Origin of the sequence: Quadrisphaera sp. GCM10027208, from assembly GCF_042658805.1 — a bacterium.
In the GTDB taxonomy this organism is placed as follows: domain Bacteria; phylum Actinomycetota; class Actinomycetes; order Actinomycetales; family SCSIO-59966; genus SCSIO-59966.
This window is the reverse complement of sequence record NZ_JBHSRC010000001.1, coordinates 151,026-168,381: the sequence shown is the minus strand read 5'-3', so window position 1 is coordinate 168,381 and position 17,356 is coordinate 151,026. Positions and strand designations below refer to the sequence as shown.

At 69.7% G+C, this 17,356-nt stretch carries 22 protein-coding genes and 1 pseudogene; all 23 read left to right on the top strand.

The genetic code is table 11. From position 1 onward, the window contains the following. Positions 1–86: 86 nt before the first annotated feature. The gene (locus tag ACFP6A_RS00850; protein WP_379600849.1) at positions 87–3,965 is read left to right on the top strand and encodes a DNA-directed RNA polymerase subunit beta'; all 3,879 of its coding nucleotides are present in this window, start codon (positions 87–89) and stop codon (positions 3,963–3,965) included. Positions 3,966–4,243: 278 nt separating this feature from the next. Next, the gene (rpsL, locus tag ACFP6A_RS00845) at positions 4,244–4,618 is read left to right on the top strand and encodes a 30S ribosomal protein S12 (protein WP_379600848.1); all 375 of its coding nucleotides are present in this window, start codon (positions 4,244–4,246) and stop codon (positions 4,616–4,618) included. After that, positions 4,618–5,088, top strand: coding sequence for a 30S ribosomal protein S7 (gene rpsG, locus ACFP6A_RS00840; protein WP_379600846.1), 471 nt, complete (start codon positions 4,618–4,620; stop codon positions 5,086–5,088). Before rpsL ends, rpsG begins: the two co-directional genes overlap by 1 nt. A gap of 86 nt (positions 5,089–5,174) precedes the next feature. Beyond that, the gene (fusA, locus tag ACFP6A_RS00835; protein WP_379600844.1) at positions 5,175–7,277 is read left to right on the top strand and encodes an elongation factor G; all 2,103 of its coding nucleotides are present in this window, start codon (positions 5,175–5,177) and stop codon (positions 7,275–7,277) included. Between the two features lie 98 nt (positions 7,278–7,375). Then, positions 7,376–8,569, top strand: coding sequence for an elongation factor Tu (tuf, locus tag ACFP6A_RS00830; protein WP_379600843.1), 1,194 nt, complete (start codon positions 7,376–7,378; stop codon positions 8,567–8,569). Between the two features lie 329 nt (positions 8,570–8,898). Then, positions 8,899–9,207, top strand: a complete 309-nt coding sequence (gene rpsJ / locus ACFP6A_RS00825; protein ID WP_056675697.1) for a 30S ribosomal protein S10 — start codon at positions 8,899–8,901, stop codon at positions 9,205–9,207. 14 nt (positions 9,208–9,221) lie between these two features. Continuing rightward, a complete protein-coding gene (gene rplC, locus ACFP6A_RS00820; protein ID WP_379600841.1) occupies positions 9,222–9,890 on the top strand; it encodes a 50S ribosomal protein L3 in 669 nt (222 codons plus the stop codon). A gap of 2 nt (positions 9,891–9,892) precedes the next feature. After that, complete coding sequence (rplD, locus tag ACFP6A_RS00815; protein ID WP_379600840.1) at positions 9,893–10,618, top strand: 50S ribosomal protein L4; 726 nt, start codon at positions 9,893–9,895, stop codon at positions 10,616–10,618. Then, entirely contained in the window at positions 10,615–10,926 is a 312-nt protein-coding gene (gene rplW / locus ACFP6A_RS00810) for a 50S ribosomal protein L23 (protein ID WP_379600838.1), read from the top strand. The genes rplD and rplW overlap by 4 nt, the downstream gene beginning before the upstream one ends. A gap of 38 nt (positions 10,927–10,964) precedes the next feature. Beyond that, entirely contained in the window at positions 10,965–11,801 is an 837-nt protein-coding gene (rplB, locus tag ACFP6A_RS00805) for a 50S ribosomal protein L2 (RefSeq protein WP_379600836.1), read from the top strand. A 15-nt stretch (positions 11,802–11,816) separates the two neighbouring features. Continuing rightward, complete coding sequence (gene rpsS, locus ACFP6A_RS00800) at positions 11,817–12,098, top strand: 30S ribosomal protein S19 (protein ID WP_379600834.1); 282 nt, start codon at positions 11,817–11,819, stop codon at positions 12,096–12,098. An 86-nt stretch (positions 12,099–12,184) separates the two neighbouring features. Beyond that, on the top strand, positions 12,185–12,568 hold the full coding sequence (gene rplV, locus ACFP6A_RS00795) for a 50S ribosomal protein L22 (RefSeq protein WP_379600832.1): 384 nt from the start codon (positions 12,185–12,187) through the stop codon (positions 12,566–12,568). Next, a complete protein-coding gene (gene rpsC / locus ACFP6A_RS00790) occupies positions 12,568–13,365 on the top strand; it encodes a 30S ribosomal protein S3 (RefSeq protein ID WP_379600830.1) in 798 nt (265 codons plus the stop codon). The genes rplV and rpsC overlap by 1 nt, the downstream gene beginning before the upstream one ends. Position 13,366: 1 nt before the next feature. Then, on the top strand, positions 13,367–13,786 hold the full coding sequence (gene rplP, locus ACFP6A_RS00785) for a 50S ribosomal protein L16 (protein WP_379600828.1): 420 nt from the start codon (positions 13,367–13,369) through the stop codon (positions 13,784–13,786). After that, positions 13,786–13,998, top strand: a pseudogene (gene rpmC / locus ACFP6A_RS00780) (50S ribosomal protein L29); the annotation flags it as partial. The gene rplP and the pseudogene rpmC, both read left to right, overlap by 1 nt. A gap of 32 nt (positions 13,999–14,030) precedes the next feature. Then, positions 14,031–14,372 carry a 30S ribosomal protein S17 gene (rpsQ, locus tag ACFP6A_RS00775; RefSeq protein WP_379600826.1) on the top strand — a complete coding sequence of 114 codons (342 nt, stop codon included), beginning with the start codon at positions 14,031–14,033 and terminating at the stop codon, positions 14,370–14,372. A gap of 61 nt (positions 14,373–14,433) precedes the next feature. Continuing rightward, positions 14,434–14,802 carry a 50S ribosomal protein L14 gene (gene rplN, locus ACFP6A_RS00770; protein WP_379600824.1) on the top strand — a complete coding sequence of 123 codons (369 nt, stop codon included), beginning with the start codon at positions 14,434–14,436 and terminating at the stop codon, positions 14,800–14,802. Positions 14,803–14,804: 2 nt separating this feature from the next. Further along, complete coding sequence (gene rplX / locus ACFP6A_RS00765; protein ID WP_379600823.1) at positions 14,805–15,170, top strand: 50S ribosomal protein L24; 366 nt, start codon at positions 14,805–14,807, stop codon at positions 15,168–15,170. A gap of 1 nt (position 15,171) precedes the next feature. After that, positions 15,172–15,747, top strand: a complete 576-nt coding sequence (rplE, locus tag ACFP6A_RS00760) for a 50S ribosomal protein L5 (protein WP_379600822.1) — start codon at positions 15,172–15,174, stop codon at positions 15,745–15,747. Position 15,748: 1 nt separating this feature from the next. Next, positions 15,749–15,934 carry a type Z 30S ribosomal protein S14 gene (locus ACFP6A_RS00755; protein ID WP_379600821.1) on the top strand — a complete coding sequence of 62 codons (186 nt, stop codon included), beginning with the start codon at positions 15,749–15,751 and terminating at the stop codon, positions 15,932–15,934. Positions 15,935–16,001: 67 nt separating this feature from the next. After that, positions 16,002–16,400, top strand: a complete 399-nt coding sequence (gene rpsH / locus ACFP6A_RS00750) for a 30S ribosomal protein S8 (protein ID WP_379600820.1) — start codon at positions 16,002–16,004, stop codon at positions 16,398–16,400. A gap of 19 nt (positions 16,401–16,419) precedes the next feature. Beyond that, positions 16,420–16,959, top strand: coding sequence for a 50S ribosomal protein L6 (gene rplF / locus ACFP6A_RS00745; protein WP_379600819.1), 540 nt, complete (start codon positions 16,420–16,422; stop codon positions 16,957–16,959). A gap of 2 nt (positions 16,960–16,961) precedes the next feature. After that, positions 16,962–17,333, top strand: a complete 372-nt coding sequence (gene rplR, locus ACFP6A_RS00740) for a 50S ribosomal protein L18 (protein WP_379600818.1) — start codon at positions 16,962–16,964, stop codon at positions 17,331–17,333. The last annotated feature ends 23 nt before the right edge of the window (positions 17,334–17,356 follow it).

Sequence of the window (17,356 nt, the reverse complement as noted above, 5' to 3'; positions counted from 1 at the left end):
CCGGGACCGGGCGCCACGGCGCCGGTCCCGCCGCCGGCCGTCCGTCAGACCAGAGGCAAGACCTCAGACACGAGAGAAGGACACACGTGCTCGACGTCAACTTCTTCGACGAGCTACGCATCGGCCTCGCTACCGCCGATGACATCCGCCAGTGGTCGCACGGCGAGGTGAAGAAGCCCGAGACGATCAACTACCGCACCCTCAAGCCGGAGAAGGACGGGCTCTTCTGCGAGAAGATCTTCGGTCCCACCCGGGACTGGGAGTGCTACTGCGGCAAGTACAAGCGGGTCCGCTTCAAGGGCATCATCTGCGAGCGCTGCGGCGTCGAGGTGACCCGCGCCAAGGTTCGCCGTGAGCGGATGGGCCACATCGAGCTCGCCGCCCCGGTCACCCACATCTGGTACTTCAAGGGCGTGCCGAGCCGGCTCGGCTACCTGCTCGACCTGGCGCCGAAGGACCTCGAGAAGGTCATCTACTTCGCCGCCTACATGATCACGTGGGTGGACGAGGAGGGTCGCCACCGCGACCAGTCCTCGCTGCAGGCCCAGATCGAGGTGGAGAAGAAGGAGATCGCCGACCGGCGCGACGCCGACGTCGAGGCCCGGGCCCAGCGGCTCGAGGCCGACCTCGCCGAGCTCGAGGCCGAGGGTGCCAAGAGCGACGCCCGGCGCAAGGTCCGGGAGTCCGCCGAGCGGGAGATGAACCAGATCCGCCGTCGCGCCGACGCCGAGATCGAGCGGCTCGACCAGGTCTGGGACCGCTTCGTCAACCTCAAGGTCGCCGACCTCGAGGGCGACGAGGTGCTCTACCGCGAGCTGCGTGACCGGTACGGCCTGTACTTCGAGGGCGGGATGGGCGCGGCCGCGATCCAGAAGCGGCTGGAGTCCTTCGACCTCGAGGCCGAGGCCGAGCGGCTGCGCGAGATCATCGCCAACGGCAAGGGCCAGCGCAAGACCCGCGCCCTCAAGCGGCTCAAGGTCGTCTCGGCGTTTCTCACCACCACCAACTCCCCGCTGGGCATGGTCCTGGACGCCGTCCCGGTCATCCCGCCGGACCTGCGCCCGATGGTGCAGCTCGACGGTGGCCGGTTCGCCACCTCGGACCTCAACGACCTGTACCGCCGGGTCATCAACCGGAACAACCGGCTCAAGCGGCTCCTCGACCTCGGCGCGCCGGAGATCATCGTCAACAACGAGAAGCGGATGCTGCAGGAGGCCGTGGACTCGCTGTTCGACAACGGCCGTCGAGGCCGGCCGGTCACCGGCCCCGGCAACCGCCCGCTGAAGTCGCTGTCCGACATGCTCAAGGGCAAGCAGGGCCGCTTCCGTCAGAACCTGCTCGGTAAGCGGGTCGACTACTCCGGCCGCTCGGTCATCGTCGTCGGCCCCCAGCTCAAGCTGCACCAGTGCGGCCTGCCCAAGCAGATGGCCCTGGAGCTGTTCAAGCCGTTCGTCATGAAGCGGCTCGTCGACCTCAACCACGCGCAGAACATCAAGTCCGCCAAGCGGATGGTGGAGCGCGCACGACCGGTCGTCTGGGACGTGCTGGAGGAGGTCATCACCGAGCACCCGGTGCTGCTCAACCGGGCGCCGACGCTGCACCGCCTCGGCATCCAGGCCTTCGAGCCGCAGCTCGTCGAGGGCAAGGCGATCCAGATCCACCCGCTCGTGTGCACCGCGTTCAACGCGGACTTCGACGGGGACCAGATGGCCGTGCACCTGCCGCTGTCGGCCGAGGCGCAGGCCGAGGCGCGGATCCTCATGCTGTCGAGCAACAACATCCTCAAGCCCGCCGACGGCCGTCCGGTCACCATGCCCACCCAGGACATGATCATCGGCCTGTACCACCTCACCTCGGAGCACGAGGGTGCCGTCGGGGAGGGCCGGTCGTTCTCGTCCGTCGCCGAGGCGCTGATGGCCTTCGACGCCGGCGAGCTGGCGGTCAACGCCACGGTGCGGATCCGGCTCGAGGGCGAGCTGCCCCCGCCCGGCACGAAGATCCCCGACGGCTGGGAGTTCCCGGCGCCGATCGACATCGAGACGACGCTCGGCCGGGCGCTGTTCAACGAGACCCTCCCGGAGGGGTACCCCTTCGTCAACGTCGTCGTCGACAAGAAGGTGCTCTCCGGCATCGTCAACGAGCTCGCGGAGCGCTACCCGAAGGTCCAGGTGGCGGCGTCCCTTGACGCGCTCAAGACCCTGGGGTTCCACTGGGCGACCCGGTCCGGCTCGACGATCTCGATCTCGGACGTCGTCCCGCCGCCGCACAAGCAGGAGATCCTGGAGTCCTACGAGGCGAAGGCCGAGAAGGTCCAGCAGCAGTACGAGATGGGTCTGATCACCGACGACGAGCGCCGCCAGGAGCTCATCGAGATCTGGACCCAGGCGACGAACGAGGTGGCCCGGGACCTGGAGACCCACATCCCGCCCACGAACTCCATCTTCCGGATGGTGTCCTCCGGCGCCCGGGGCAACTGGATGCAGATGCGGCAGATCGCCGGCATCAAGGGCCTGGTCGCCAACCCCAAGGGCGAGATCATCCCGCGGCCGGTGAAGTCCTCCTTCCGTGACGGGCTCTCCGTGCTGGAGTACTTCATCTCCAGCCACGGCGCCCGCAAGGGTCTGGCCGACACCGCGCTGCGGACCGCCGACTCGGGCTACCTCACCCGGCGCCTCGTCGACGTCTCCCAGGACGTCATCGTCCGCGAGGAGGACTGCGGTACCGACCGCGGCCTCGTCTACACCATCGCGACCGAGGGCCCCGACGGCGTCCTGCGCAAGTCCGACACCGTGGAGTCGACGGTGTACGCCCGGACGCTGGCCTCCGACGTGGTCGTCGACGGCGAGGTCGTGGCGGCGGCGGGCGCGGACGTCGGCGACGTCCTCATCGACGAGCTCGTCGGCCGGGGGGTGACCGAGGTCAAGGTCCGCTCGGTGCTGACCTGCGAGTCGCGGGTGGGCACCTGCGCCCGCTGCTACGGCCGCTCGCTGGCCACCGGCAAGCTCGTCGACATCGGGGAGGCGGTCGGCATCATCTCGGCCCAGTCCATCGGTGAGCCGGGCACGCAGCTGACGATGCGGACCTTCCACGTCGGTGGGGTGGCCTCCGAGGGCGGCGACATCACCCACGGCCTGCCGCGTGTCGCCGAGCTGTTCGAGGCCCGCACCCCCAAGGGCGTGGCCCCGATCGCCGAGGTCGCCGGCCGGGTGCAGGTCGACGACACCGAGCGCACCCGGCGGCTCGTCATCACCCCGGACGACGGGTCCGAGGAGGTGGCCTACCCGCTGGCCCGCCGGGCTCGGCTGCTGGTCGAGGACGGCGACCACGTCGCAGTCGGCCAGCAGCTCGTGGCCGGGTCCGTCGACCCCAAGCAGGTCCTGCGCATCCTCGGACCGCGCGCGGTGCAGAAGCACCTCGTCGACGAGGTGCAGGAGGTCTACCGCAGCCAGGGCGTCGGCATCCACGACAAGCACATCGAGGTCATCGTCCGGCAGATGCTCCGCCGGGTGACGATCATCGACTCCGGGGACTCCAACCTGCTCCCCGGTGAGCTCGTCGAGCGCTCGCGCTTCGAGGAGGAGAACCGGCGGGTGGTCGCCGAGGGTGGTCAGCCCGCAGCAGGCCGCCCGGAGCTCATGGGCATCACGAAGGCGTCGCTGGCCACGGAGTCGTGGCTGTCGGCGGCCTCCTTCCAGGAGACCACCCGCGTGCTCACCGAGGCCGCCCTGCACGGGCGCAGCGACCCGCTGCTCGGCCTCAAGGAGAACGTGATCATCGGCAAGCTGATCCCGGCCGGCACGGGGCTGACCCGCTACCGCAACGTCCGGGTGGAGCCGACCGAGGAGGCCAAGGCGGCCATGTACGCGATGCCCGGCTACGACGAGGTGGACTACGGGCACTTCGGCGGCGGCTCGGGCCAGGCCGTCCCGCTGGAGGAGTACGACCTCGGCGGCTACGACCGCTGAGCGCCCCCGTCCGTGGGCCCCGCCGCGCGGCGGGGCCCACGGACGCCGGACCGGTGGCCGGTGCCGTTTTGACCGTGCTCACCGGCCCCGGGTAGGCTGACCAACCGGTCCGGGCCGACACGTGCGCCCTGCCCTCGTCCGGGCGACGCACGGACGACACGCCCGAGCGCGGGGGTCGGGCCGGCGGACGCGGTCCGGGAGAGTCGAGCCCGGCGCGGCCCGCAGGAACCGCACCGCACGACCCAGAACCACCCACGACACGACACGGAGACACATCGGTGCCCACGATCCAGCAGCTGGTCCGCAAGGGCCGCCAGGACAAGGTCGGGAAGCAGAAGACCCCGGCCCTCAAGGGGAGCCCCCAGCGGCGCGGCGTGTGCACCCGCGTGTACACGACCACCCCGAAGAAGCCGAACTCGGCGCTGCGCAAGGTCGCGCGCGTGCGCCTGTCGAGCGGGATCGAGGTCACCGCCTACATCCCGGGCGTGGGGCACAACCTCCAGGAGCACTCCATCGTGCTCGTGCGCGGCGGCCGGGTGAAGGACCTGCCCGGCGTCCGCTACAAGATCATCCGCGGCTCGCTCGACACCCAGGGCGTCAAGGGTCGCAAGCAGGCCCGGAGCCGTTACGGCGCGAAGAAGGAGAAGAGCTGATGCCCCGCAAGGGCCCGGCCCCCAAGCGGCCGCTCGTCGTGGACCCGGTCTACGGCTCCCCGCTGGTCACCCAGCTGGTCAACAAGGTGCTGATGGACGGCAAGAAGTCGACCGCCGAGCGCATCGTCTACGGCGCCCTCGAAGGCTGCCGGGAGAAGACCGGCCAGGACCCGGTGATAGCTCTGAAGCGCGCCCTGGACAACGTGAAGCCGGCCCTGGAGGTCCGCTCCCGCCGGGTCGGCGGCGCGACCTACCAGGTGCCCGTCGAGGTCCGGGCCGGCCGCTCGACGACGCTCGCCCTGCGCTGGCTCGTCGGCTACGCCCGTCAGCGTCGGGAGAAGACGATGACCGAGCGGCTCATGAACGAGATCCTCGACGCGAGCAACGGCCTCGGTGCCGCGGTGAAGCGGCGCGAGGACACCCACAAGATGGCCGAGTCCAACAAGGCCTTCGCGCACTACCGCTGGTGACGCCGCGCGGCGGCTCCACGCCGCCGCCCGGCAAGCCGGCGCCCCCCGGCCCCCCGGACGACTCCGAGACGAGGCGAGACACACCCGTGGCACTCGACGTGCTGACGGACCTCAAGAAGGTCCGCAACATCGGCATCATGGCGCACATCGACGCCGGCAAGACCACCACCACCGAGCGGATCCTGTTCTACACCGGGATCAACTACAAGATCGGTGAGACCCACGACGGCTCCGCCACGATGGACTGGATGGAGCAGGAGCAGGAGCGCGGCATCACCATCACGTCGGCCGCGACGACGTGCTTCTGGGAGGGCAACCAGATCAACATCATCGACACGCCCGGCCACGTCGACTTCACCGTCGAGGTCGAGCGGTCGCTGCGCGTGCTCGACGGCGCGGTCGCCGTCTTCGACGGCAAGGAGGGCGTGGAGCCGCAGTCCGAGACCGTGTGGCGGCAGGCGGACAAGTACGACGTCCCGCGGATCTGCTTCGTCAACAAGATGGACAAGCTGGGCGCGGACTTCTTCTTCACCGTCCGGACGATCGTCGAGCGCCTGGGCGCCAAGCCCCTGGTGCTCCAGGTGCCGATCGGCTCCGAGAGCAGCTTCCAGGGTGTCGTCGACCTCGTCTACAACCGCGCCCTGACCTGGCGCGGCGATGTGCAGATGGGCCAGGACTACGAGATCGAGGAGGTCCCCGAGGACCTCCGGGAGATCGTCGCGGAGTACCGCCAGCAGCTCGTGGAGACCGTGGCGGAGTCCGACGAGGAGCTGCTCGACAAGTACCTCGGCGGTGAGGAGCTGACCCCCGAGGAGATCAAGGGGGCCATCCGCCGGCTGACGATCGCCAGCGAGGTCTACCCGGTGCTGTGCGGCTCGGCGTTCAAGAACAAGGGCGTGCAGCCCATGCTCGACGCCGTCGTCGACTACCTGCCCTCGCCGCTGGACGTGCCGCCGGTCCAGGGCCACAAGCCCGGCGACGAGGAGGCAGTCGTCACGCGCGAGCCGAGCGCGAAGGCCCCCTTCGCCGGGCTGGCGTTCAAGGTCGTCTCGCACCCGTTCTTCGGTCGGCTGACGTACCTGCGGGTGTACTCCGGCAAGGTCGCCTCCGGTGCGCAGGTGGTGAACTCCACCAAGGGCAAGAAGGAGCGGATCGGCAAGCTCTTCCAGATGCACGCCAACAAGGAGAACCCGGTCGAGGAGGCGACGGCGGGGCACATCTACGCCGTCATCGGGCTCAAGGACACGACGACCGGGGACACGCTCTGCGACCCGGCCGACCAGATCGTCCTGGAGTCGATGAGCTTCCCCGAGCCGGTCATCCACGTGGCCATCGAGCCCAAGACCAAGGGCGACCAGGAGAAGCTGTCCACCGCCATCCAGAAGCTGGCCGAGGAGGACCCGACGTTCTCCGTCCGGCTGGACGAGGAGACCGGTCAGACCGTCATCGGCGGCATGGGCGAGCTGCACCTCGACATCCTGGTGGACCGGATGCGCCGGGAGTTCAAGGTCGAGGCGAACGTGGGCAAGCCGCAGGTCGCCTACCGGGAGACGATCCGCCGCAAGGTGGAGAAGGTCGACTACACCCACAAGAAGCAGACCGGCGGTTCCGGGCAGTACGCGAAGGTGCAGGTCACCATCGAGCCGCTGGACACCGCCGAGGGCGTGACCTACGAGTTCGAGAACAAGGTCACCGGCGGTCGCGTGCCCCGGGAGTACATCCCCAGCGTGGACGCCGGCATCCAGGACGCGATGCAGCTCGGTGTCGTCGCGGGCTACCCGCTCGTCGGGATCAAGGCGACGTTGCTGGACGGCGCCTACCACGACGTCGACTCCTCGGAGATGGCGTTCAAGATCGCGGGCTCCATGGTCCTCAAGGAGGCCGTCAAGCGGGCCGACCCGGTTCTTCTCGAGCCGGTGATGTCCGTCGAGGTGCGCACGCCCGAGGAGTACATGGGCGACGTCATCGGCGACCTCAACTCCCGCCGTGGCCACATCCAGGCCATGGAGGACATCAGCGGCGCCAAGGTCGTGCGCGCGCTGGTGCCGCTGTCGGAGATGTTCGGGTACGTCGGCGACCTGCGGTCCAAGACCCAGGGCCGGGCGATGTACACGATGCAGTTCGACTCCTACGCGGAGGTTCCGCGGAACGTCGCCGAGGAGATCGTCAAGAAGGTCCGAGGCGAGTAGCACCCTCCCGGCGGCCGAACCCGGTCGTCGGGGCCGTAAACTCACGCGCCGGCACCACACCGGACGGCGTACACGACAAGTCCTGAGGAGGACCCCCAGTGGCGAAGGCGAAGTTCGAGCGGACTAAGCCGCACGTCAACATCGGCACCATTGGTCACATCGACCACGGCAAGACGACGCTGACGGCAGCTATCAGCAAGGTGCTGCACGACAAGTACCCGGACCTGAACCCCTTCACGCCGTTCGACGAGATCGACAAGGCGCCGGAGGAGAAGCAGCGCGGCATCACCATCTCCATCGCGCACATCGAGTACCAGACCGAGTCGCGGCACTACGCGCACGTCGACTGCCCGGGTCACGCGGACTACATCAAGAACATGATCACGGGTGCCGCGCAGATGGACGGGGCCATCCTCGTGGTCGCTGCGACCGACGGCCCGATGCCGCAGACCAAGGAGCACGTGCTGCTGGCCCGCCAGGTCGGCGTGCCGTACATCGTCGTGGCGCTGAACAAGGCGGACATGGTCGACGACGAGGAGATCCTCGAGCTCGTCGAGATGGAGGTCCGGGAGCTGCTGTCGCAGTACGAGTTCCCGGGTGACGACGTCCCGGTGGTGCGCGTCTCGGCGCTCAAGGCGCTCGAGGGCGACCCGGAGTGGTCCGCGAAGCTCATGGAGCTCATGGACGCCGTCGACACCGCCATCCCGGAGCCGGAGCGCGACGTCGACAAGCCGTTCCTCATGCCGGTCGAGGACGTCTTCACCATCACCGGCCGCGGCACGGTCGTCACCGGCCGCGTCGAGCGCGGTGTCCTCCGCGTCAACGAGGAGGTGGAGATCGTCGGCATCAAGGAGAAGTCGTTGAAGACGACGGTCACCGGCGTGGAGATGTTCCGCAAGCTGCTCGACGAGGCCCGTGCGGGCGAGAACGTCGGTCTGCTGCTGCGCGGTACCAAGCGCGAGGAGGTGGAGCGCGGCCAGGTCGTCTGCAAGCCGGGCTCGATCACCCCGCACACCGAGTTCGAGGCGCGGGTCTACATCCTCGGCAAGGACGAGGGTGGCCGGCACAACCCGTTCTACTCGAACTACCGTCCGCAGTTCTACTTCCGGACGACCGACGTCACCGGCGTCATCCAGCTGCCCGAGGGCACCGAGATGGTCATGCCCGGTGACAACACCGAGATGACGGTTCAGCTGATCCAGCCGATCGCGATGGAGGAGGGCCTGCGCTTCGCCATCCGCGAGGGCGGCCGCACCGTCGGCGCCGGCCAGGTGACGAAGATCCTCAAGTGACGTTCTGACGTCACGGGGGCGGGCCCGGGTACGCAGCGTGTGCCCGGGCCCGGCCACGTCAGAGGCCGGATTGGCCAAAGGGTCACGGCCTCTGGCACACTAGACAGGTTGCTCGGCGCGGGCCGGCGCCCGGCGGTGCGCACCGGAAGGTGCGTCCCGGCGGGGACCACCGCGGCGGCGTCCGGGACCAAGCGGTCCGACAACCACGAGAGTCAAGGGCACGTCAGCGTGCCGGGCGGGACGCGGTCAGACACCGCGACACGCCCGACCTCGGGGGTCGGACCGGCCCGGGACAGAAGCGGGACGACGAGAGAGAGTCAGACGACGCCATGGCGGGACAGAAGATCCGCATCCGGCTCAAGTCCTACGACCACGAGGTCATCGACAGCTCGGCGCGCAAGATCGTCGACACGGTGACCCGGGCCGGGGCGACAGTCGTGGGGCCGGTGCCGCTCCCGACCGAGAAGAACGTGTACTGCGTCATCCGGTCGCCCCACAAGTACAAGGACAGCCGCGAGCACTTCGAGATGCGGACGCACAAGCGGCTCATCGACATCATCGATCCCACGCCGAAGGCCGTCGACTCGCTCATGCGGCTCGACCTGCCGGCTGACGTGAACATCGAGATCAAGCTCTGAGGGACTGCAGCGCCATGACTACCGAGACGACAAGGCGTGTCACCGGCCTGCTCGGCACCAAGCTGGGGATGACCCAGGTCTGGGACGCCGACGGCCGGCTGGTGCCGGTCACCGTGATCCAGGCCGGTCCCTGCGTGGTGACGCAGGTCCGCACGCCGGAGGTCGACGGCTACAGCGCCGTTCAGCTGGCCTTCGGGGCGATCGACCCGCGCAAGGTGACCAAGCCGCTCACCGGGCACTTCGAGAAGGCCGGCGTGACCCCCCGCCGCCACCTCGTCGAGCTGCGCACCTCCGACGCCGCGGAGTACTCCGCCGGCCAGGAGCTGACCGCGGAGGTGTTCACCGCCGGCCAGAGCGTCGACGTCGTGGGCACGACGAAGGGCAAGGGCACGGCCGGCGTGATGAAGCGGCACGGCTTCGCCGGCGTCGGCGCCTCGCACGGTGCCCACCGCAACCACCGCAAGCCCGGCTCGATCGGCGGCGCATCCACCCCCGGCCGCGTCTTCAAGGGCCTGCGGATGGCCGGCCGGATGGGCAACGAGCGTCAGACCACCCAGAACCTGACCGTGCACGCGGTCGACGCGGACAAGGGGCTGCTGCTCGTCAAGGGCGCGGTCCCTGGCCCCCGCGGAGGCGTCGTGCTCGTCAAGACCGCGGCGAAGGCCGCGCCCGAGGAGGCGTGACGATGGCTCCCACCGACCAGACCGGCACCGCCGTCGACGTCCGGGACGCCTCGGGTGCCACGGTGGGCACGCGCGAGCTGCCCGCCGAGGTGTTCGACGTCCAGACCAACGTGCCGCTGATCCACCAGGTCGTCGTCGGTCAGCTGGCCGCCGCCCGCCAGGGCACGCACGACACCAGGTCCCGCGGTGAGGTGCGCGGCGGGGGGCGCAAGCCCTACCGGCAGAAGGGCACCGGCCGGGCGCGGCAGGGTTCGCTGCGCGCGCCGCAGTTCGCCGGCGGTGGCACCGTGCACGGGCCGACGCCGCGCGACTACACCCAGCGCACCCCGAAGAAGATGAAGGCCGCCGCCCTGCGGGGCGCCCTGTCCGACCGGGCCCGGCACGGCCGGGTGCACGTCGTCAGCGCCCTGGTGGACGGCGACACCCCCTCCACCCGGGCCGCGGTCCAGGCGCTGGCCGCGGTGAGCTCCCGGCGCAACGTGCTCGTCGTGCTGGAGCGCGACGACGAGGTCACCTGGAAGAGCCTGCGCAACGTCGACGGCGTGCACCTGCTCGTCGCGGACCAGCTCAACACCTACGACGTGCTGTGCTCCGACGACGTCGTGTTCACCACCGGCGCGCTCGACGCGTTCCTCGCCGGGCCGGTGACCGGACGGTCCGCCAAGGCCGTCGCCACCGAGTCCGAGGCAGCCGAGGCGGCCGGGACGTCCGAGGAGGAGGCCAAGTGACCACCGCAGCCAGCCACTACCGCGACCCCCGCGACATCCTCATCGCGCCGGTCGTGTCCGAGAAGTCGTACGGGCTGCTCGACGAGGGCAAGTACACCTTCCTCGTCGACCCCCGGGCCAACAAGACCCAGATCAAGCTCGCGGTCGAGAAGGTCTTCGGCGTCAAGGTGGCGTCGGTCAACACCGCCAACCGTGAGGGCAAGCGCCGTCGCACCCGGTTCGGGACCGGCAAGCGCAAGGACACCAAGCGCGCGATCGTCACGCTGCGCGAGGGCACCATCGACATCTTCGGAGGACCGGTCTCCTGACCGGGCCGACGTCCGAGCACATCGAGGACTGACTCACCATGGGAATCCGCAAGTACAAGCCGACGACGCCGGGCCGCCGTGGCTCCAGCGTCGCCGACTTCGTCGAGGTCACCCGGTCGGAGCCGGAGAAGTCGCTGGTCCGTCCCCTGACCAAGAAGGGCGGCCGCAACAGCAGCGGCCGGATCACCACCCGGCACCAGGGTGGTGGGCACAAGCGCGCCTACCGGGTCATCGACTTCCGTCGGGCCGACAAGGACGGCGTGCCGGCCAAGGTCGCGCACATCGAGTACGACCCGAACCGCACCGCCCGGATCGCGCTGCTGCACTACGCGGACGGTACGAAGCGGTACATCCTCGCGCCGCACCGACTGCGCCAGGGGGACCTCGTCGAGAACGGGCCGGGTGCGGACATCAAGCCGGGGAACAACCTGCCGCTGCGCAACATCCCGGTCGGCACCGTCGTGCACGCGATCGAGCTGCGCCCCGGCGGCGGGGCGAAGATCGCCCGCTCGGCCGGCACCTCGGTGCAGCTCGTCGCCAAGGAGGGGCCGAACGCCCAGCTGCGGATGCCGTCGGGGGAGATCCGCAACGTCGACGTCCGCTGCCGCGCCACCGTCGGCGAGGTCGGCAACGCCGAGCAGTCCAACATCAACTGGGGCAAGGCCGGACGGATGCGCTGGAAGGGCAAGCGCCCGACCGTCCGCGGTGTCGCGATGAACCCGATCGACCACCCGCACGGTGGTGGTGAGGGCAAGACCTCGGGTGGTCGCCACCCGGTCAGCCCCTGGGGCCAGCCCGAGGGCCGCACCCGCCAGGCCAACAAGGCCAGTGACCGCCAGATCGTCCGTCGCCGCCGCACCGGCAAGAAGCGCTGATAGGAGCCCGACACCATGCCTCGCAGCCTGAAGAAGGGCCCCTTCGTCGACGACCACCTCATGAAGAAGGTGGACGAGCAGAACAGCAAGGGGACCAAGAACGTCATCCGGACCTGGTCCCGGCGCTCGATGATCGTGCCGGACATGCTCGGCCACACGATCGCCGTGCACGACGGCCGCAAGCACGTGCCGGTGTTCATCACCGAGGCGATGGTCGGCCACAAGCTCGGGGAGTTCGCGCCCACGCGGACGTTCCGCGGCCACGAGAAGGACGACCGCAAGGCCCGTCGCCGGTGACGGCGCACCAGCCACAGCCGGTGACGGCGCACCAGCCACAGTCGCTGACGCGACGAATCTTCTAGAGACGAGAAGGCAGGACAGCGATGGAAGCCAAGGCGCAGGCGCGGTACGTCCGCGTCACGCCCCAGAAGGCTCGGCGCGTCGTGGACCTCATCCGGGGCCGCCAGGCCGGCGAGGCCGTGTCGGTGCTGCGGTTCGCGCCGCAGGCGGCGAGCGAGCCGGTGCGCAAGGTCGTGGAGAGCGCGATCGCCAACGCCCGGGTCAAGGCCGACCGCGCCAGCGAGCCGTTCGACGAGCGTGAGCTCGTCGTCCGGGCGGCGTTCGTGGACGAGGGTCCGACGATGAAGCGGTTCCGCCCGCGGGCGCAGGGTCGCGCGTTCCGGATCAACAAGCGCACCAGCCACATCACCGTGGTCGTGGGCCCGCGCCCCGACGCGCGCAGGACCGACACAGGGAGGAACTCCTAGTGGGCCAGAAGATCAACCCCAACGGGTTCCGGCTCGGCATCACCACCGACCACCGGTCGCGCTGGTTCGCCGACAGCACCAAGCCCGGTCAGCGGTACCGCGACTACGTCAAGGAGGACGTCGCCATCCGCCGGCTCATGTCCACCGGTATGGAGCGTGCGGGCATCGCCAAGGTGGAGATCGAGCGCACCCGTGACCGGGTCCGCGTCGACATCCACACCGCCCGCCCCGGCATCGTGATCGGGCGCCGTGGCGCGGAGGCCGACCGGCTGCGCGGGGAGCTGGAGAAGCTCACCGGCAAGCAGGTGCAGCTCAACATCCTCGAGGTGAAGAACCCCGAGACCGACGCCCAGCTCGTCGCCCAGGGCATCGCCGAGCAGCTGTCCAGCCGGGTGTCCTTCCGGCGCGCGATGCGCAAGGGGATGCAGACCGCGCTGCGCGCCGGCGCCAAGGGCGTCCGGGTGCAGTGCTCCGGCCGGCTCGGCGGCGCCGAGATGAGCCGCTCGGAGTTCTACCGCGAGGGCCGGGTGCCGCTGCACACGCTGCGCGCGAACATCGACTACGGCTTCTACGAGGCGCGCACCACCTTCGGCCGGATCGGCGTGAAGGTCTGGATCTACAAGGGCGACATGACGCAGCGCGAGCTCGCGCAGCAGCAGGCCGCCGCCGCCGGTCCGCGCGCCCCCCGGGGCCCGCGGAGTGACCGCCCCCAGCGCGGACGCCGTCCGGCCACTGCGGGTGCCGCCACCGGCGGCGCCCCGGCCGAGGCCGCCGCCACGACCGGATCGGAGGGCTGACGTGCTCGTCCCCCGTCGACTCAAGCACCGCAAGCAGCACCACCCCAAGCGGTCCGGGGCTGCCAAGGGCGGGACGACCGTCGCGTTCGGTGACTACGGCATCCAGGCGCTGGAGCCGGCCTACGTCACGAACCGGCAGATCGAGTCCGCCCGAATCGCGATGACCCGCTACATCAAGCGCGGCGGGAAGGTCTGGATCAACATCTACCCCGACCGGCCGCTGACCAAGAAGCCGGCCGAGACCCGGATGGGCTCCGGCAAGGGCTCCCCGGAGTGGTGGGTGGCCAACGTCAAGCCCGGCCGGGTGATGTTCGAGCTGTCCGGCGTCCCGGAGCCGGTGGCACGCGAGGCGATGCGCCTGGCGATGCACAAGCTCCCCATGAAGTGCCGCTTCGTGCGGCGCGAGGGTGGTGATCAGTGATGGCAGTCGGTTCCAAGGACCTCACCCCGGCCGACCTGCGCACGTTCGAGGACGAGCGCCTGGCCGAGGAGCTGCGCAAGGCGAAGGAGGAGCTGTTCAACCTCCGCTTCCAGTCGGCCACCGGCCAGCTGGAGAGCCACGGGCGGCTCAAGGCCGTCCGGCGCGACATCGCCCGCATCTACACGGTCATGCGCGAGCGCGAGCTCGGCATCGGCGAGATCGAGGCCGAGGGCGGGAGCGAGCAGTGAGCGAGCAGGAGAGCATGGACAAGCAGACCGAGCAGACCGGGCAGACCGGGCAGGCCGGGCAGACCGGGCAGACCGGGCAGACCGGGCAGCGCGGCAACCGGAAGGTCCGTCGCGGCTACGTCGTCAGCGACAAGATGGACAAGACCGTCGTGGTCGCTGTCGAGGACCGGGTGAAGCACCCGCTCTACGGCAAGGTCATGCGGCGCACCAACAAGGTCAAGGTCCACGACGAGCAGAACACCGCCGGCACCGGCGACCTCGTCCTGATCATGGAGACCCGACCGCTGTCCGCGACGAAGCGCTGGCGCCTCGTCGAGGTCCTCGAGAAGGCCAAGTAGTCCACCCACCAGGTTCCGTCAGGCTCGAAGAGAGAACCGACGTGACGACAGGAGTTCGACAGTGATCCAGCAGGAGTCGCGGCTGAAGGTCGCCGACAACACGGGTGCCAAGGAGATCCTCTGCATCCGCGTTCTCGGCGGCTCCGGGCGCCGCTACGCCGGCATCGGCGACGTCATCGTGGCGACCGTCAAGGACGCCATTCCCGGCGGCAACGTCAAGAAGGGCGACGTCGTCAAGGCCGTGGTCGTGCGCACCCGCAAGGAGCGCCGCCGCCCGGACGGGTCGTACATCAAGTTCGACGAGAACGCCGCGGTCATCCTGCGGGCGGACGGGGACCCGCGCGGCACCCGCATCTTCGGCCCCGTCGGCCGTGAGCTGCGGGACAAGAAGTTCATGAAGATCATCTCGCTGGCGCCGGAGGTGCTCTGACCATGGCGAAGCTCAAGATCAAGAAGGGCGACCTCGTCCAGGTGATCACCGGGGCCTCGCAGGCCAACGGCGGTGACCGCGGCAAGCAGGGCAAGGTCATCGCGGTGTTCCCCGACACCCAGCGGGTGGTCGTCGAGGGCGTCAACCGGGTCAAGAAGCACCGCAAGGTCGGCAGCACCGGCCGCGGTGGCCGCACCGGCGGGATCGAGACCCACGAGGCGCCGCTGCACATCAGCAACGTGATGCTCGTCGACCCGGAGACGAAGAAGCCCACCCGGGTCGGCTACCGCACCGAGACGACCGAGCGCGACGGCCGTGAGCGCACCGTGCGCGTCCGGGTCGCCAAGCGCTCCGGTAAGGACATCTGAGATGACCCAGACCACCACCGCGACCGACTACGCAGGCCCCCGCCTGCGGGCCCGCTACCGCGACGAGATCGTGCCGGCCCTGCGGGAGGAGTTCTCCTACCAGAACGTCATGCAGGTCCCCGGCCTGGTCAAGGTCGTCGTCAACATGGGTGTCGGTGACGCCGCCCGCGACGCCAAGCTCATCGAGGGTGCCGTGCGCGACCTCGCCACCATCACCGGCCAGAAGCCGGCGGTGACCAGGGCCCGCAAGTCGATCGCCCAGTTCAAGCTGCGCGAGGGCATGCCGATCGGGGCCCACACGACGCTGCGCGGGGACCGGATGTGGGAGTTCCTCGACCGGCTGCTGTCGATCGCCCTGCCGCGCATCCGTGACTTCCGCGGGCTGTCGCCCAAGCAGTTCGACGGCCACGGCAACTACACCTTCGGTCTCACCGAGCAGTCGATGTTCCACGAGATCGACCAGGACCGCGTCGACCGTGTCCGCGGCATGGACATCACGGTCGTCACGACAGCCACGACGGACGACGAGGGGCGTGCCCTGCTGCGCCGGCTCGGCTTCCCCTTCAAGGAGGACTGAGATGGCCAAGAAGGCGCTGATCGCCAAGGCCGCGCGCAAGCCGAAGTACGAGGTGCGCGCCTACACCCGGTGCCAGCGGTGCGGTCGTCCGCACTCCGTGTACCGCAAGTTCGGGCTGTGCCGCGTGTGTTTGCGCGAGATGGCCCACGCCGGGGAGCTCCCCGGCGTCACGAAGAGCAGCTGGTAACCACGACATCGCAGGTCCCCGGTCCGCCGGAGCGGGGATACCACGGTGAGGAAGGGCGGAGAGCCCGATGACCATGACCGACCCGATCGCGGACATGCTGACCCGCGTGCGGAACGCCAACGCGGCGTACCACGACACGGTGAGCATGCCGTACAGCAAGCTGAAGTCCCGGATCGCCGAGATCCTCCAGGCCGAGGGGTACATCGCCGGCTGGAAGGTCGAGGACGCCGAGGTGGGCAAGAAGCTCGTCGTCGAGCTCAAGTTCGGCCCCAACCGCGAGCGGTCCATCGCCGGCATCCGCCGGGTGAGCAAGCCCGGTCTGCGGGTGTACGCCAAGTCGACCAACCTGCCCCGCGTCCTGGGTGGCCTCGGCGTCGCGATCATCTCGACGTCGTCCGGGCTGCTCACCGACCGACAGGCAGCCAAGCAGGGCGTGGGCGGGGAAGTCCTCGCCTACGTCTGGTGAGACGGGAGGAGACAAGAGCATGTCCCGCATCGGCAGGCAGCCCGTCCCGGTCCCGTCCGGCGTCGACGTGACGATCGACGGCCGCACCGTGAACGTCAAGGGCCCCAAGGGGACGCTGAGCCACACCGTGGCAGCCCCCATCGAGGTGAACCGCGGCGAGGACGGTGCCGTGACCGTCACCCGTCCCGACGACAGCCGCGAGTCCCGCTCGCTGCACGGCCTGACCCGGACGCTGATCGCCAACATGGTGACCGGCGTGACCGAGGGCTACGAGAAGAAGCTCGAGATCGTCGGCACCGGTTACCGGGTGACCGCCAAGGGCTCGAACCTCGAGTTCGCCCTCGGCTTCAGCCACCCGGTCCTCGTCACCCCGCCGGAGGGCGTCACCTTCGCGGTGGAGTCCCCGACGAGGTTCTCGGTCTCCGGCATCGACAAGCAGGCCGTCGGTGAGGTGGCCGCGAACATCCGCAAGCTGCGTCGTCCGGACCCGTACAAGGGCAAGGGCGTCCGGTACGCCGGGGAGCAGATCCGCCGCAAGGTCGGAAAGGCTGGTAAGTAGCGATGGCGATCGGTATCAAGGGCAAGGGCACGCGGGTCGCCCGCAGCCGTCGTCAGCTGCGCGTCCGCAAGAAGGTCGCCGGCACCGCGGTGCGGCCGCGGCTGGTCGTCAACCGCTCGACCCGGCACGTCTTCGTGCAGGTCGTGGACGACGAGCGCGGCCACACGCTGGCCTCGGCCTCCACCATGGAGGCGGACCTGCGCGGGCTGGACGGCGACAAGACGGCCAAGGCGCGCCGGGTCGGCGAGCTCGTGGCGCAGCGGGCCAAGGCGGCCGGCATCGAGGCCGTGGTCTTCGACCGCGGCGGCAACCGCTACCACGGCCGCGTCGCGGCCGTCGCCGAGGGCGCCCGGTCCGCCGGGCTCGCCCTGTAAAGCACGCGACCGCGAAGCAGCGA

Bases quoted from the DNA above. Each gene is read 5' to 3' on its own strand.
- rpsG (WP_379600846.1), top strand. From the start codon at position 4,618: ATGCCCCGCAAGGGCCCGGCCCCCAAGCGGCCGCTCGTCGTGGACCCG.
- rpsJ (WP_056675697.1), top strand. From the start codon at position 8,899: ATGGCGGGACAGAAGATCCGCATCCGGCTCAAGTCCTACGACCACGAG.
- rplC (WP_379600841.1), top strand. From the start codon at position 9,222: ATGACTACCGAGACGACAAGGCGTGTCACCGGCCTGCTCGGCACCAAG.
- rplD (WP_379600840.1), top strand. From the start codon at position 9,893: ATGGCTCCCACCGACCAGACCGGCACCGCCGTCGACGTCCGGGACGCC.
- rplB (WP_379600836.1), top strand. From the start codon at position 10,965: ATGGGAATCCGCAAGTACAAGCCGACGACGCCGGGCCGCCGTGGCTCC.
- rpsS (WP_379600834.1), top strand. From the start codon at position 11,817: ATGCCTCGCAGCCTGAAGAAGGGCCCCTTCGTCGACGACCACCTCATG.
- rplV (WP_379600832.1), top strand. From the start codon at position 12,185: ATGGAAGCCAAGGCGCAGGCGCGGTACGTCCGCGTCACGCCCCAGAAG.
- rplX (WP_379600823.1), top strand. From the start codon at position 14,805: ATGGCGAAGCTCAAGATCAAGAAGGGCGACCTCGTCCAGGTGATCACC.
- rplE (WP_379600822.1), top strand. From the start codon at position 15,172: ATGACCCAGACCACCACCGCGACCGACTACGCAGGCCCCCGCCTGCGG.
- ACFP6A_RS00755 (WP_379600821.1), top strand. From the start codon at position 15,749: ATGGCCAAGAAGGCGCTGATCGCCAAGGCCGCGCGCAAGCCGAAGTAC.
- rpsH (WP_379600820.1), top strand. From the start codon at position 16,002: ATGACCATGACCGACCCGATCGCGGACATGCTGACCCGCGTGCGGAAC.
- rplF (WP_379600819.1), top strand. From the start codon at position 16,420: ATGTCCCGCATCGGCAGGCAGCCCGTCCCGGTCCCGTCCGGCGTCGAC.
- rplR (WP_379600818.1), top strand. From the start codon at position 16,962: ATGGCGATCGGTATCAAGGGCAAGGGCACGCGGGTCGCCCGCAGCCGT.